At 77.2% G+C, this 12,356-nt stretch carries 12 protein-coding genes; 7 read left to right on the top strand and 5 right to left on the bottom strand.

From position 1 onward, the window contains the following. Window position 1: 1 nt before the first annotated feature. Window positions 2-697: a PIG-L deacetylase family protein gene (locus tag ACI8AF_RS18560; RefSeq protein ID WP_456541216.1), complete on the bottom strand. Its 696-nt coding sequence runs from the start codon at window positions 695-697 to the stop codon at window positions 2-4. 138 nt (window positions 698-835) lie between these two features. Between ACI8AF_RS18560 and ACI8AF_RS18555 the strand changes: the two genes are divergently transcribed. The 4 genes from ACI8AF_RS18555 to ACI8AF_RS18540 all read left to right on the top strand — a co-directional run bounded on the left by ACI8AF_RS18555 (window position 836) and on the right by ACI8AF_RS18540 (window position 7,072). Next, window positions 836-1,408, top strand: coding sequence for an OsmC family protein (locus tag ACI8AF_RS18555; protein ID WP_456541215.1), 573 nt, complete (start codon window positions 836-838; stop codon window positions 1,406-1,408). A 75-nt stretch (window positions 1,409-1,483) separates the two neighbouring features. Further along, complete coding sequence (locus tag ACI8AF_RS18550; protein WP_456541214.1) at window positions 1,484-2,752, top strand: flavin-containing monooxygenase; 1,269 nt, start codon at window positions 1,484-1,486, stop codon at window positions 2,750-2,752. After that, on the top strand, window positions 2,749-3,915 hold the full coding sequence (locus ACI8AF_RS18545) for an NAD(P)/FAD-dependent oxidoreductase (protein ID WP_456541213.1): 1,167 nt from the start codon (window positions 2,749-2,751) through the stop codon (window positions 3,913-3,915). The genes ACI8AF_RS18550 and ACI8AF_RS18545 overlap by 4 nt, the downstream gene beginning before the upstream one ends. A gap of 22 nt (window positions 3,916-3,937) precedes the next feature. Continuing rightward, window positions 3,938-7,072: an AAA family ATPase gene (locus ACI8AF_RS18540; protein WP_456541212.1), complete on the top strand. Its 3,135-nt coding sequence runs from the start codon at window positions 3,938-3,940 to the stop codon at window positions 7,070-7,072. Here ACI8AF_RS18540 and ACI8AF_RS18535 read toward each other — a convergent pair. After that, window positions 7,069-7,431, bottom strand: a complete 363-nt coding sequence (locus ACI8AF_RS18535; protein ID WP_456541211.1) for a hypothetical protein — start codon at window positions 7,429-7,431, stop codon at window positions 7,069-7,071. The genes ACI8AF_RS18540 and ACI8AF_RS18535 overlap by 4 nt on opposite strands. Further along, window positions 7,428-8,144 (bottom strand): polysaccharide deacetylase family protein, encoded by a 717-nt coding sequence (locus ACI8AF_RS18530; protein WP_456541210.1) that lies wholly within the window; start codon window positions 8,142-8,144, stop codon window positions 7,428-7,430. Before ACI8AF_RS18530 ends, ACI8AF_RS18535 begins: the two co-directional genes overlap by 4 nt. A gap of 44 nt (window positions 8,145-8,188) precedes the next feature. On the opposite strand from ACI8AF_RS18530, the gene zwf reads away from it, so the two are divergent. Further along, complete coding sequence (gene zwf, locus ACI8AF_RS18525; RefSeq protein WP_456541209.1) at window positions 8,189-9,676, top strand: glucose-6-phosphate dehydrogenase; 1,488 nt, start codon at window positions 8,189-8,191, stop codon at window positions 9,674-9,676. 3 nt (window positions 9,677-9,679) lie between these two features. On the opposite strand, the gene ACI8AF_RS18520 is transcribed toward zwf, so the two are convergent. Further along, window positions 9,680-10,126 carry a winged helix-turn-helix transcriptional regulator gene (locus ACI8AF_RS18520; RefSeq protein WP_456541208.1) on the bottom strand — a complete coding sequence of 149 codons (447 nt, stop codon included), beginning with the start codon at window positions 10,124-10,126 and terminating at the stop codon, window positions 9,680-9,682. Window positions 10,127-10,209: 83 nt separating this feature from the next. On the opposite strand from ACI8AF_RS18520, the gene ACI8AF_RS18515 reads away from it, so the two are divergent. Beyond that, window positions 10,210-10,710 (top strand): N-acetyltransferase family protein, encoded by a 501-nt coding sequence (locus ACI8AF_RS18515; RefSeq protein WP_456541207.1) that lies wholly within the window; start codon window positions 10,210-10,212, stop codon window positions 10,708-10,710. Window positions 10,711-10,730: 20 nt separating this feature from the next. After that, a complete protein-coding gene (locus ACI8AF_RS18510; RefSeq protein ID WP_456541206.1) occupies window positions 10,731-10,874 on the top strand; it encodes a hypothetical protein in 144 nt (47 codons plus the stop codon). Window positions 10,875-10,961: 87 nt separating this feature from the next. On the opposite strand, the gene ACI8AF_RS18505 is transcribed toward ACI8AF_RS18510, so the two are convergent. Continuing rightward, entirely contained in the window at window positions 10,962-12,356 is a 1,395-nt protein-coding gene (locus tag ACI8AF_RS18505) for a pyridoxal phosphate-dependent decarboxylase family protein (RefSeq protein ID WP_456541205.1), read from the bottom strand.

The raw sequence follows: 12,356 nt of genomic DNA, 5'->3' as shown, positions 1-12,356 counted from the left end.
GTCACGCCGCCTCCTCCCGCACGACGCGGGCCTCGGTGAAGGTCTCGGTGCTCCACCACTCGCGGTAGACGTCCATGCCGACCCGCGCGATCAGCCCTGCCGTCTGCGACCGGTGCGCCACCAGGGCCGCCATCTTCCGGTCGAGCAGCCGGCCGGACAGCACGGCCTGGTGGTCGGGGTCGGCCACCGGCTCCGGGGGGCCGGTCATCCACACGTCGGTCTCGGCGCAGAGCCCGCCCCAGCGCGCCAGCCACTCCGCGGTGAGCGCGGTGTGCCAGAGCCGCGCGGGGGTCCCGCCCACCGCGGCCGTCGTCCAGGCCGAGACGGCGCGGTGGTCGGCGTGCCCGGTCACCCCGTCGGGACCGAAGGTCACCACCAGGTCGGGGCGGACGTCGTCCACCACCGCGGCGACGGCCGCGGTGCCCACCGACCGCGGGACGGCGGCCAGCCGGCCGTCCCGCAGCGGGACCCGTGCGGCCAGCCAGCGGTGCTCGCGCACCCCGAGCTCCGCCAGGCTCTCCGTCAGCTCCCGGGAGCGGATCGCCGCCACCGCGGGGTCGTCGAGCCCCTCCTCGCCGCGGGTCGCGGTCGCGACCACCACGCGGTCGCCTGCTGCGACGGCCGAGGCCAGCAGGCCCGCCGCCAGGTACGCCTCGTCGTCCGGGTGGGCCCAGACCGCCAGCACTGTCCGTGTCATGGCGCAGACCGTCCGGGACCGGTCTTCCACCGGCCTTCCGCGGCGGCGGCCGGGGGGTCCGGAGCGCGGAAGGCCCGCGGAAGGCGGCGTTCCTAGCGTCTGCCGCGTCCCGTTCCACCCCCTGAAGGAGCACCTGACATGACCTCGACCGTGAGCCGCCCGGCCCGCAACGGTGTGGACGTCCCCACCCTGTTCGCGACCCTCGACGCGGTCAGGGGCGCCCCCCAGCTCGCCGACTTCCAGTTCCGCGCGACCAACACCTGGATCCGCGGCACCCACAGCCGCAGCACGATCCAGGGCTTCTACGGCGCCGGCCAGGAGGACGCCAGCCGCACCGAGGCCTTCGCCTACGACGCCGACCACCCGGCGGTGCTGGTGGGCACCAACCAGGGCCCCACCCCGGTGGAGTTCCTCCTCCACGCGATCGCCGCCTGCCTGACCTCCGGCCTGGCCAACATCGCCTCCGCCCGCGGCGTCGACCTGACCCGCGTCGAGTCGACCGTCGAGGGCGACATCGACCTGCTCGGCATCCTCGGCATCGACCACGGCGTCCGGAACGGCTACTCGCAGATCCGGGTGCACTTCACCGTCGAGGGCGACGCCACCCCCGAGCAGCTGGCCGAGCTCGTCGAGCAGTCCCGCCGGCGGTCGGCGGTCTTCGACGTCCTGAGCAACGGCACCGACGTCCAGGTCGACGTCACCACCCCCTGAGATCACCCGCCCGCCGGCCGGCCCGCCCCCTGACCCGGGCGGGCCGCCCGCCGGCCCCCTCCCTGGAGACCCGTCATGACCTCCGTCCCCGCCCCGACCGTGGACGTCGCCGTCCTCGGCGCCGGCCAGGCCGGCCTCGCGGTCAGCCGCCTGCTCACCGACGCGGGCGTCGACCACGTCGTCCTCGACCGCGGCCGGCCGGCCGAGCGCTGGCGCTCCCGCCCCTGGGCGTCGCTGCGGCTGCTCACGCCCAACTGGATGAGCCGGCTGCCCGGCTGGTCCTACCGCGGTGACGACCCCTACGGCTACATGCGGGCCCGCGAGGTCGTCTCCTACCTGACCGCCTACGCGGCCTCCTTCGACGCCCCGGTGGTGGGCGACGCCGAGCTCGAGTCGGTGCGCAGGGCGCCCGGCGGCTACCGCGTCGCCACCACCGCCGGGAGCTGGACCGCCGGCGCCGTCGTCGTGGCGACCGGCTGGTGCGATCGCCCGGCCGTCCCGGCCGTCGCGGCCGGCCTGGACCGGCGCGTCGCCCAGGAGACCGCGGGCACCTACCGCGACCCGGGGTCGCTGCCCGGCGGCGGCGTCCTGGTGGTCGGTGCCTCGGCCTCCGGTGTCCAGCTGGCCGACGAGCTGGCCGCGACCGGACGGCGCGTCGTCCTCTCGGTCGGCACGCACACCCGCCTGCTGCGCGACTACCGCGGGATGGACGTGCTGTGGTGGCTGACCTCGATGGGCGTCTTCGACCAGCGGGTCCGGGTGCACGTCGCCCCCGGCCCGTCCGACCCGTCGCTGCAGCTGGCCGGCCGCCCCGACCGGCGCGACGTCGACCTGCCGTCGCTGCAGGACCGCGGGGTCGAGCTCGCCGGGCGGCTCACCGCCGCCGACGGCACCCGGGTCACCTTCGCCGACGACCTGTCCGCGACGACGACCACGGCCGACGTCCGCCTGACCGCGCTGCTGCGCCGCGTCGACGCCTACGCCCGCGCCGTCGGCCTGGACGACGAGGTCGACCCGGTCCCGCCCGGGTTCGCCCCGGCCCGCACCGACGGGGCCGCGCGGGAGCTCGACCTGGCCGCCGCCGGGATCGGCTCGGTGGTCTGGGCGACCGGCTACCGCCGCGACTACCCGTGGCTGCACGTGCCGGTGCTGGACGCGGCCGGCGAGATCCGGCACGTCGCCGGCAGCACCGCCGCCCCCGGCCTGCACGTCGTCGGCATGCGCCGGCAGACGCGGCGCAACTCCACGTTCCTCGACGGCGTGCGGCATGACGCCGGCGCCGTCGTCGGCCGGATCCTCGACTCGCTGGGCGCCGCCCGGCCCTCCCTGGGAGCGGCGGCGTGACCGCCCCCTGGGACGCGATCGTCGTCGGCGCCCGGGTCGCCGGGGCATCCACGGCGATGCTGCTGGCCCGCGGCGGGATGCGCGTGCTCTGCGTCGACCGCGCCCGCAGCGGCAGCGACACCGTCTCGACCCACGCCCTCATGCGCGCCGGCGTGCTGCAGCTGGTGCGGTGGGGCCTGCTCGACGCCGTCCGCTCGGCGGGCACGCCGCCTATCCGGCGGATCCACTTCGGCTACGGCGAGGAGGAGGTCACCGTCTCGGTGCGGCCGAGCTCCGGCGTCGACGCCCTCTACGCCCCGCGGCGCACGGTGCTCGACGCGATCCTGGTCGACGCCGCCGCGGCCGCCGGCGCCACCTTCCGCTTCGGCACCTCCGCGACGGGGCTGCTGCGCGGTCCGGACGGCCGGGTCACCGGCGTCGTCCTGCGCGACCCCGACGGCCGGGTGCGCGAGGAGCACGCCCCGCTGGTGATCGGCGCCGACGGCCGCGCATCGCTGGTCGCCGAGCAGGTGGCCGCGCCGTACCGCTTCACCGGCCGCGCGGCGACCGAGGTCGTCTACGGCTACGTGGCGGGTCTGCCGCAGGACGGCTACCGGTGGCTGTACGGGCCCGGCGCCAGCGTCGGCGCCATCCCCACCAACGACGGGCTCACCTGCGTGTTCGCCGGCGGGCAGCCGCACGCGGTGCGGCCGCTGGTGGGCGCGCGCGGACCGGCCGGCGCGCTCCGCGCCCTGGCCTCGGCGAGCCCGCTGGGGCCGGCGCTGGCCGCGGCCACCCCGGTCGGGCGGGTGCGGCACGTGCGCGGCACGCCGGGGCACCTCCGGGTGCCGTACGGGCCGGGGTGGGCGCTGGTCGGCGACGCCGGCTACTGGAAGGACCCGCTGTCGACCCACGGCATGACCGCGGCCCTGCGCGACGCCGAGCTGCTGGCACGGGCCGTGCTCGCCGCCCCCCGGCCGGGCCGCGCGCGCACCGAGGCGCTGGCCGGCTACGCGTCCTGCCGGGACGCGCTGTCGCTGCCGATGCTGCACGTCGTCGAGCGGATCGCCGCGCACGACTGGGACCTCGCGACGGTGCGCGAGCTGCTCATGGAGATGTCCTCGGCGATGACCGACGAGGTCGAGCTGCTGGAGGGGCTCCACCCGCTCGCCGAAGCGGTCTAGGGTCCGCCGCGGGGGTGGTCCGATGAGCGCCCACGAGGTCCGCGTCCGGCTGCTCGGCGGGTTCGGGGTGAGCGTCGACGGCGGTGCCCTGCCCGACGGCGGGTGGCGCCGGCGCTCCGCCGCGTCGCTGGTGAAGCTGCTCGCGCTCGCCCCCGGCCGGCGGCTGCACCGGGAGCAGGTGCTGGCCGCGCTGTGGCCCGGCACCGATCCCGCCGAGGCGGCGCCGCGGCTGCACAAGGCGGCGCACTACGCCCGCCGCTGGATGGGCGACGCGGGGTCGCTGGTGCTCGCCGGCGAGCTGGTGGCGCTGTGGCCCGACGCCGGGGTCGTGGTGGACGCCGTCGCCGTGGAGGAGCGGGCCCGCCGCGCCCTGGCCGCCCGCGACGCCGACCTCGCCGCGACCACCGCCGACGCCTGGACCGGGGAGCTGCTGCCCGACGACCCGTACGAGGGGTGGGCCGCCGAGCCGCGCGACCGCCTGCGGCTGCTGCGCCTGGACGTGCTGCGGCTCGCCCGCCGGTGGGACGACGTGGCCGCCCTCGAGCCGGCCGACGAGCAGGCCCACGTGGAGCTCGCCCGCCGGCTGGCCGCGCAGGGCGACCGGGCCGCGGCGCTGCGCCAGTTCGAGCGGCTCGAGCGCGCGCTGCGCACCGAGCTCGGGGTCGACCTCTCCCCCGCCGCCGCCCGGCTGCGCGCCTCGCTGCTGGCCGCGCGGGAGCCGCGGCCCGGCGACCTGGTGGGCCGCGACGAGGAGCTCGCGCGGGTGCGGGCACTGCTGGCCCGGGTGCGGCAGGGCACCGGCCGGGTGCTGTTCGTCTCCGGACCGGCGGGCGTCGGCAAGACCAGCCTGCTCGCGGCGCTGGAGGCCGAGGCCACCGACGCCGGCATGCGGGTGGGCACGGGCCTGGCCGCGCGCCTCGACGGCGCCTGGCCGTACGCACCGGTGCTGGAGGCGCTGGCCGACCTCTCCCGCCGGCACCCGGCCCTCCTCGACGGCCTCGACGACGCGATGCGGCAGGAGATCGAGCGGGCGCTGTCCGGCCGGGAGGGCGGGTGGAACGGCGTCGGCGGCCACCAGCGGCTGTTCATCGCGGCGGCCGAGCTGCTGCGGCTGGCCGCCGCCGGCGCCGGCGCGGTGCTGGTGGTCGACGACGCGCACGAGGCCGACGAGGCCAGCCTGCGGCTGCTGCACTTCCTCAGCCGGGCCACGGTGGGTGACCGGGTGGCCGTCGTGGTCAGCGCGCGGCCGGTCCCCGCCGGGGTGCTCGCCGACGTCCGCGGCTCGTTGCTCAGCCGCGGGAACGCCGGCACGCTGGACCTGGTCCCGCTGTCCCCGGCGGACGCGGTCGCGCTGGCCCGCCGGCACGCCCCGTCCGTCCCGGTGCCGGCGCTGCAGGCGGTGGCGGCCGCCGCCGGCGGGCTGCCCTTCGGCGTCGTCGAGGGGGCGCGGGCGGTGGCCGCCGACCCCTCCGCGGCGCCGGGGCACGCGGTGCTGCCGCCCGGGGTCCCGGAGGAGGTGCTGCGGGCGGTCGCGCCGGTCGCCGTCCTCGGGCCGTCGTTCGACACCGACGAGTTCGTCGAGCTGACCGGGCTCGGCGACGACGAGGCCTACACCGTCCTCGACGCCGCGGTCGCCGCCCGGCTGCTGCGGCGCACCGCCGCGGGGTTCTCCTTCGGGCACGCCCTGCACCGCGAGGCGCTGCTCGACCGGTTCGCCGGCCGCGGCGGCCGGCGGGGCGCGCACCGGGCGGCCGCGCGGGCGCTGCAGCGGCTCGGCCGCTCCCCCGGCCGGATCGGCCACCACCTCGTGCAGGCCGGTGCCGCCGCCGAGGCGGTGCCGTGGGTGCTGCAGGCGGCCGAGACCGAGGCGGCCCTCGGTGCCTACCGCGACGCGCTGGCGACCCTGGACCGGGTGCGCGCGGCGGCCACCGGCGAGGACGCCGGCCGGCTGCTGGCGCTGCGCGCGGACCTGCTGAGCTCCTGCGGCGACCTGGCCGCCGTCGACGCCTACCGGGAGGCGCTGGCGGCGGTCACGACCGAGGGGCTGCGGGCTCGGGTGCGCACGCGGCTGGCCCGGGCGGCCACGCGGCACGGTGACCTCGACACCGCCGCGGCGGCGATCGAGGGCCTGCAGCCCGACGGCAGCAGCAACGACAGCGACCTCCTGGTCGTCCGGGCGCACCTGGCCTACTACCGCCGCGACTTCGCCGCCGCCGCCGACGCGGTGGACGAGGCCCGCCGCCGGCTGGCCCTCGGCGCCCCGGTCGACGGCCGGGTGTTCGACGTCGTGGCGCTGCAGGGCCTGCTCGCCCACCACCGCGGCGAGTGGTTCCAGCGGCTGCGCTCCGAGCTGCGGGTCGGGGTCTCGCGGCCGCAGTTCGCGATCGAGCTCTTCGACTCGCACCTGTGCGTCGCGGAGTACCTGCTGTACGGGCCGACGCCCTACGACGAGGTGCTCGAGCTGGCCGCCGACCTCCGGCGCACCGCGGAGCGGGCGGGCGTGGCCCGGGCGGTCGCGTTCGCGGTGGCGCTGCGCGGCGAGGCCGCCCTGCTCAAGGGCGACCTCGACCTCGCCGAGCGGGAGCTGACCGAGGCGGCCGACCTGCACCACGCCCTGGAGGCGCCCGGGGGCGAGGCGCACGCGCTGCAACGGCTGGCCGAGGTGCACCTGCACCGCGGCGACGCGGCGCGGGCCGGCCCCCTGCTGCACCGGGCGGTGCCGCTGGCCCGCTGGTCGATCATCGGCCAGTGCCTGCTGCCCCGGATCTACGGCACGATGATCGACGCCGCCGGCGACGCCGAGGCCGCCGTCGCCGTGGTCGACCGGGCCGAGGCCACGCTCGGGCCGAACAGCGACGACCAGTGCGGCTTCTGCGCGATCATGCTGGCCGCGCCGGCCGCACGGGCCCGCGCCGCCGTGGGTGACCTCGAGGGCGCGCGCCGGTGGCTCGCCGTGGCCGAGGCCAGCGGCTCGCACTGGGAGGGCACGGCCTGGGAGGCGGCGCTGATCGAGGTCCGCGGTGCGCTGGCGGCGGCGGAGCTGCGGCCGGTCGAGGCCTCGCGGCTGCTCACCTCAGCGGCGGCGCTGTTCGACAGCACGGGGCAGCCCTTCGACGCCGCCCGCTGCCGCACGGCGCTCGCCCCCGTCCCCGGTTAGGCCGGGGACAGCCGGACCGCGTCCAGCGTGGCCAGCGCGCCCGCGGCGGTGGTGAGCGGCCCCACCTGGCGGCCGCTGAGCCGGAAGGCCACGGCGACCTCGCCGTCGGCCCGGGCGACGTCGGGCACCTCGGGCTCGGGCCGGTCGAAGACCGCCCGCAGCGCCCGCGCCCGCCGGACGAGGTCGGCCGCCGACAACGCCGCCCCGTTCACCTGCACCGGGTCGGTGCAGAGGGCGCGGAAGGCGTCCTGCGCGGCGTCCTCGTCGTCCGGCGGTGGCTCGTCCGCAGGCGCAGCAGCCGGTCGACGTCGACGGCCAGTCGACGGCCAGTCGACGGCCAGTCGAAGGCCATGCGTCATCGTGCCCCGTCCGCGGCCAGCTCCGACAGGGTGACCGCGCGGTAGCCGCGGCGGGCCAGCGCCGGCAGCAGCCGCTCGGTCAGCGGCACCACGCGGGACCGCTCGTCGTACCCCTCGTGCAGGACGACGACGGCGCCGGGCCGCAGCCGGCGCAGCACGAACCCCAGCTCGCGGTCGAGGTCGCGCACCTCGAGGTCGCGGACGGCGACGCTGCCCAGGGCCAGGCGGTACCCGGCCTCCCGCGCCGTCCGCACCATGCCCGGGCGGACCCAGCCCGAGCCCGGCCGCACGAACCCCGGCCGCGCGCCGCTCCGGCGCAGCACCGCGTCGGTGGCCCGCAGGTGCAGCCGGAACTCGGCGCCGCGCAGCAGCACGCTGGGGCGGTCCTCCCACAGGTGGTTGGCCACCTCGTGGCCGGCGCGCACGAGCGCGGTGACCACCTCCGGGTGCTCCTGGGCCCGCGCACCGAGCGCGAAGAACGTCGCGCGGGCGCCGTGCCGCGCGAGGACGGAGGCCAGCGCCGGGGTCAGCCGCGCGTGCGGGCCGTCGTCGAAGGTCAGCGCCACCCGCCGCTGCCCGGTCGGGACGGCGAACAGCACCCGCCGCGACGTCCGGGCCAGGAGGCGCGCCAGCAGCGGTGACTGCCGGACCGCGCCCACCACCAGCGCGGCCGCCGTCCCCCCGGCCAGGAGGGCGGCGCGCCGTCCCGTCACCGGAAACCTCCCACAACCACGCCGGCACGGTAGAGACTCCGCCCATGTCCAGCGACCTCGAGCGCCGCTCCCCGCCCTGCGCCCTCGTCATCTTCGGCGCGTCCGGTGACCTGACCGCCCGCAAGCTGCTCCCGGCGCTCGAGCGGCTCGCCGCCTACGGCGCGCTGCCCGAGGAGGTGTCGCTCGTCGGGGTGGCCCGCACGCCGATGACCGACGAGGAGTTCGCCGGCTACTGCCGCGACAAGGTCGGGGCGACCGACAACCCGCGCTGGGCCGGGCTGCTCGCCGGTGCGCGGTACGTGCACGGCGGCTACGACGACCCGGCGACCTACGGCCGGCTGGCCGAGGTGCTCGGCGAGTGCGACCGCACGGCCGGGACGGCGGGCAACCGCGTCTACTACTTCTCCACCCCGCCGCGCCTGTTCGGACCGATCGCGCTGAGCCTGGGCAAGGCGGGGCTGTCGGTCCCCGAGGGGGAGGCGTTCGTCCGCGCGGTGATCGAGAAGCCGTTCGGGTGGGACGAGGACAGCGCCCGGGACCTCTACGCCGACCTGTCGACGGCGTTCACCGAGGAGCAGATCTTCCGGATCGACCACTACCTGGCCAAGGAGACGGTGCAGAACCTGCTGGCGCTGCGCTTCGCCAACTCGATCTTCGAGCCGATCTGGAACCGCACCTGGGTCGACAACGTGCAGATCACCGTCGCCGAGACCCTCGGCGTCGGCGAGCGGGGCGGCTTCTACGAGACGACCGGCGCGATGCGCGACATCGTGCAGAACCACGTGCTGCAGGTGCTGTCGCTGTTCCTCATGGAGCCGCCGACGTCCTTCCACCCGGAGGCGATCCGCGACGAGAAGGTCAAGCTGCTGCGCGCCATCCGGCCGCTGGAGACCGAGGCCGAGATCGCCACGCGGGCGGTGCGCGGCCAGTACACCCGCGGCGGCACCCGCGAGGAGCTCATGCCCGGCTACCGGGAGGAGCCCGGCGTCGACCCGCTGAGCTCCACCGAGACCTTCGTGGCGATGCGGCTGGAGGTGGCGAACTGGCGGTGGAACGAGGTGCCGGTCTACGTGCGCACCGGCAAGCGGCTGCCGGCGCGGGTCACCGAGGTCGCGATGGAGTTCCACCGGCCGCCGCAGCTGCCGCTGTTCCCGGGGACGAAGGGCGACATCGAGCCCGACGCGCTCATCGTGCGGGTGCAGCCGGACGAGGGGCTCTCGCTGCGCTTCGGCGCCAAGGTGCCCGGGCACGCGTTCCGGGTGCAGAAGGCCTCCATGGACTTCTCCTACGAGAGCTTCGAGCAGCAGTCGATCGACGCCTACGAGCGGGTCATCCTCGACGCGCTCATCGGCGACCCGACGCTGTTCATCCGCGCCGACGAGGTCAGCCGCTCGTGGAAGATCGTCGACCCGGTGCTGCAGTACTGGAGCCAGGACCCGCACCCGATCCCGCTCTACCAGGCCTCGACGTGGGGGCCGACGGAGGCGGCGGCGCTGATCAGCCGGGAGGGCCGCCGCTGGCGCTCGCTGTGACGGTCAGGCGCGCGGCCGCGGGGTGACGTCGCGGGCGCTGTCGAGGACGTGCCCGTCCTCGCACGTCAGCGCGAGGTGGACCGGGGCGCCGCAGTCGCGGTGCCGCAGCTCCATCATCCCGGGGCCGTCGTCGAGCCAGCGGTCGCCCCACTCCATGAGCGCGACCAGCGTCGGGTAGAGGTCGATCCCCTTGCGGGTCAGCCGGTACTCGTGGCGCTGCCGCTCGCCCTCGGCCTGGTAGGGGACCCGCTTGAGGATCCCCTGGTCGACGAGCGTGGCCAGCCGGTCGGTCAGCACCGCCCGCGGCGCACCCAGGATTCTCTGGAAGTCGGCGAACCGGCGGACGCCGAGGAACGCCTCGCGGAGCACCAGCAGGCTCCACTTCTCTCCGACGACGGCCAGCGTCCCGGCGACCGAGCACCGGGACCGGTCCAGCAGCAGCTCGCTCACGCCCTCAGCATAGGACCCCTGAGTTCACTTGACGAACCTCGATCGGAGGAGCAGAGTTCGTCCTACGAACTCAGGAGGTCCCGATGGAGATAGCGGTGGCGACCCGGCCCGTGCAGCCCGACGACCTGCCCCTGTTCCTGCGGCTGTGGCCGCGGCTGTCGCCCGAGACCCGGTACCGCCGCTTCCACGCGCCGGTGCACCGGTTCCCCATGTCCTTCGTGCGCCACCTGGTGCAGGTCGACCACGACGCCCGCGAGGCCGTGGTCGCCGAGGTCGGCGGCGAGGTGGTCGGCGTCGCCCGCTACGACCGCTCCCCCACCGACCCGGCGTCGGCCGAGTTCGCCGTGGTCGTGGAGGACGCCTGGCAGGGCGTCGGCGTGGGCCGGCAGCTGCTGCGCGACCTCACCGAGCTCGCCGCCCGCCGCGGCGTGCGCGAGCTGACCGCCACCGTCCAGGCCGACAACGACCGGATGCTGCGCCTGATCCGCCGGCTGCTGCCCGGCGCCGCGTTCGACGAGGACGACGGCGTCTTCACGGTGCGCAGCCGCATCGACTCCCCCGCGCCGGCCGTCGCGGCCGGCTGACCACCCGAGAGGAAACCGCCATGTCCCGCCTGCACGACCGCATGACCCGCGCCCGCGCGACCCGCCGGATGCTCCGCGACGAGCGCGCCCTGCGCCAGCTCATCGCCGACGCCCCGACGCTCGAGTCGGCGCACGAGATCACGTCCCTGCTCACCCGCCGCTGAGCTCCGCAGCGGGGTGCTCCCGCGATCATGGCGCCGGAACCGGGTTCCGGGCCGCGGCGGTGGTCGCGGCGCCATGATCACGGGGGCTCACCCGCCGCCGACCGCCCTCCAGGCGCCGGCGATCGCGGCGACGGACCGGTCGACGTCGTCCTCCGTCGTCGCCGCGCTCGACACCGAGATCCGCATCAGCCGGGTGCCGCGCCAGGTGGTCGCCCCGGTCCAGCACTCGCCCGACCGCTGGACCTCGGCGACCACCGCGTCGGTGGCGCCGCCGTCGTCGCCGAACCGGACCAGCACCTGGTTGAGGACGACGTCGTTGACGACCGTGACCCCGTCCAGCGACGACAGCCGCTCGGCGAACCGGCGGGCCCGGGTGCAGCACTGCTCGACGACGCCCGCGACGCCCGACCGGCCCAGCTCGCGCAGCGCCGCCCAGGTCGCGAAGCCGCGGGCCCGCCGGGACGACTCCGGCACGAAGTCCGCCGGGTGGCGGACGGCGCCCTCGCCCTGGCCGGTGAGGTACGGCGCGGTGAACCACATCGCCGCCCGGTGCGCGGCCGGGTCGGCGCAGAAGGCGTACCCGCTGTCGTAGGGCACGTTGAGCCACTTGTGCCCGTCGGTCCCCCAGGAGTCGGCGCCCTCGACCCCGGCCACGAGGTGCCGGGTCGCCGGGCTGGCCGCGGCCCAGAGGCCGAAGGCGCCGTCCACGTGCACCCACGCCCGGTGCCGGTGCGCCACGTCGACGGCGGCGGCGAGGTCGTCGCAGGCGCCGGTGTTCACGTTGCCCGCCTGCAGACCGACCACCGTGGGCCCCGCGGGCAGGTCCGCGAGCGTGCGCGCCAGCGCGTCGACGTCGATCCGGCCCTGCGCGTCGGCGTCCACCGGGACCACCGCGCCGGTGCCCAGGCCGAGCAGCCGCAGCGACCGGTCGACCGTCACGTGCCGCTCCACCGAGGCGACCACCCGCACCGGCGGTGCCCCGGCCAGGCCGTCCCGCTCGACGTCCCACCCGGCCTCGGCGAGCACGCGGTGCCGGGCGGCGGCGAGCCCGACGGTGTTGGCGCCCTGCGCGCCGGTCACGAAGCCGACCGACGCCGACGGCGGCAGCCCGAGCAGGTCGGCCAGCCAGCCGCCGGCGACCTCCTCGGCCACCGCGGCCGCGGGCGAGCTGACCGCGTTGAACGCCGGCTGGTCCCAGGCGGCGGCCAGCATGTCGGCCGCCGTCGCCGCCGGCAGGGCGCCGCCGATGACGAAGCCGAAGAACCGCGGCCCCGCCGTCGCCACCAGCCCGGGCTCGATCGCAGCGACCAGGTCGCGGACGACGTCCGCCGGGTCGGCCGGCCCGTCGGGCAGGGCGCCGAGGGCCGTCCGCACCCTGGCCGCGGCCTCCGGCGGCGGCGCCACGGGACCGTCGGCGAGGCCCGCCCGGTAGGCCGCGGCGCGCTCGGCGACGTCGGTGAACAGGGTGCGCAGGTCCGTCAC

Source organism: Blastococcus sp. SYSU D00669 (assembly GCF_054050715.1).
The sequence above is the reverse complement of the archived record's forward strand: the minus strand, read 5'-3'. Positions and strand labels throughout refer to the sequence as shown.

Excerpts from the sequence above, each read along its gene's own strand:
- ACI8AF_RS18510 (WP_456541206.1), top strand. The coding sequence starts at position 10,731 with ATGTCCCGCCTGCACGACCGCATGACCCGCGCCCGCGCGACCCGCCGG.
- ACI8AF_RS18540 (WP_456541212.1), top strand. The coding sequence starts at position 3,938 with ATGAGCGCCCACGAGGTCCGCGTCCGGCTGCTCGGCGGGTTCGGGGTG.
- ACI8AF_RS18560 (WP_456541216.1), bottom strand. The coding sequence starts at position 697 with ATGACACGGACAGTGCTGGCGGTCTGGGCCCACCCGGACGACGAGGCG.
- zwf (WP_456541209.1), top strand. The coding sequence starts at position 8,189 with ATGTCCAGCGACCTCGAGCGCCGCTCCCCGCCCTGCGCCCTCGTCATC.
- ACI8AF_RS18535 (WP_456541211.1), bottom strand. The coding sequence starts at position 7,431 with ATGACGCATGGCCTTCGACTGGCCGTCGACTGGCCGTCGACTGGCCGT.
- ACI8AF_RS18515 (WP_456541207.1), top strand. The coding sequence starts at position 10,210 with ATGGAGATAGCGGTGGCGACCCGGCCCGTGCAGCCCGACGACCTGCCC.
- ACI8AF_RS18555 (WP_456541215.1), top strand. The coding sequence starts at position 836 with ATGACCTCGACCGTGAGCCGCCCGGCCCGCAACGGTGTGGACGTCCCC.
- ACI8AF_RS18550 (WP_456541214.1), top strand. The coding sequence starts at position 1,484 with ATGACCTCCGTCCCCGCCCCGACCGTGGACGTCGCCGTCCTCGGCGCC.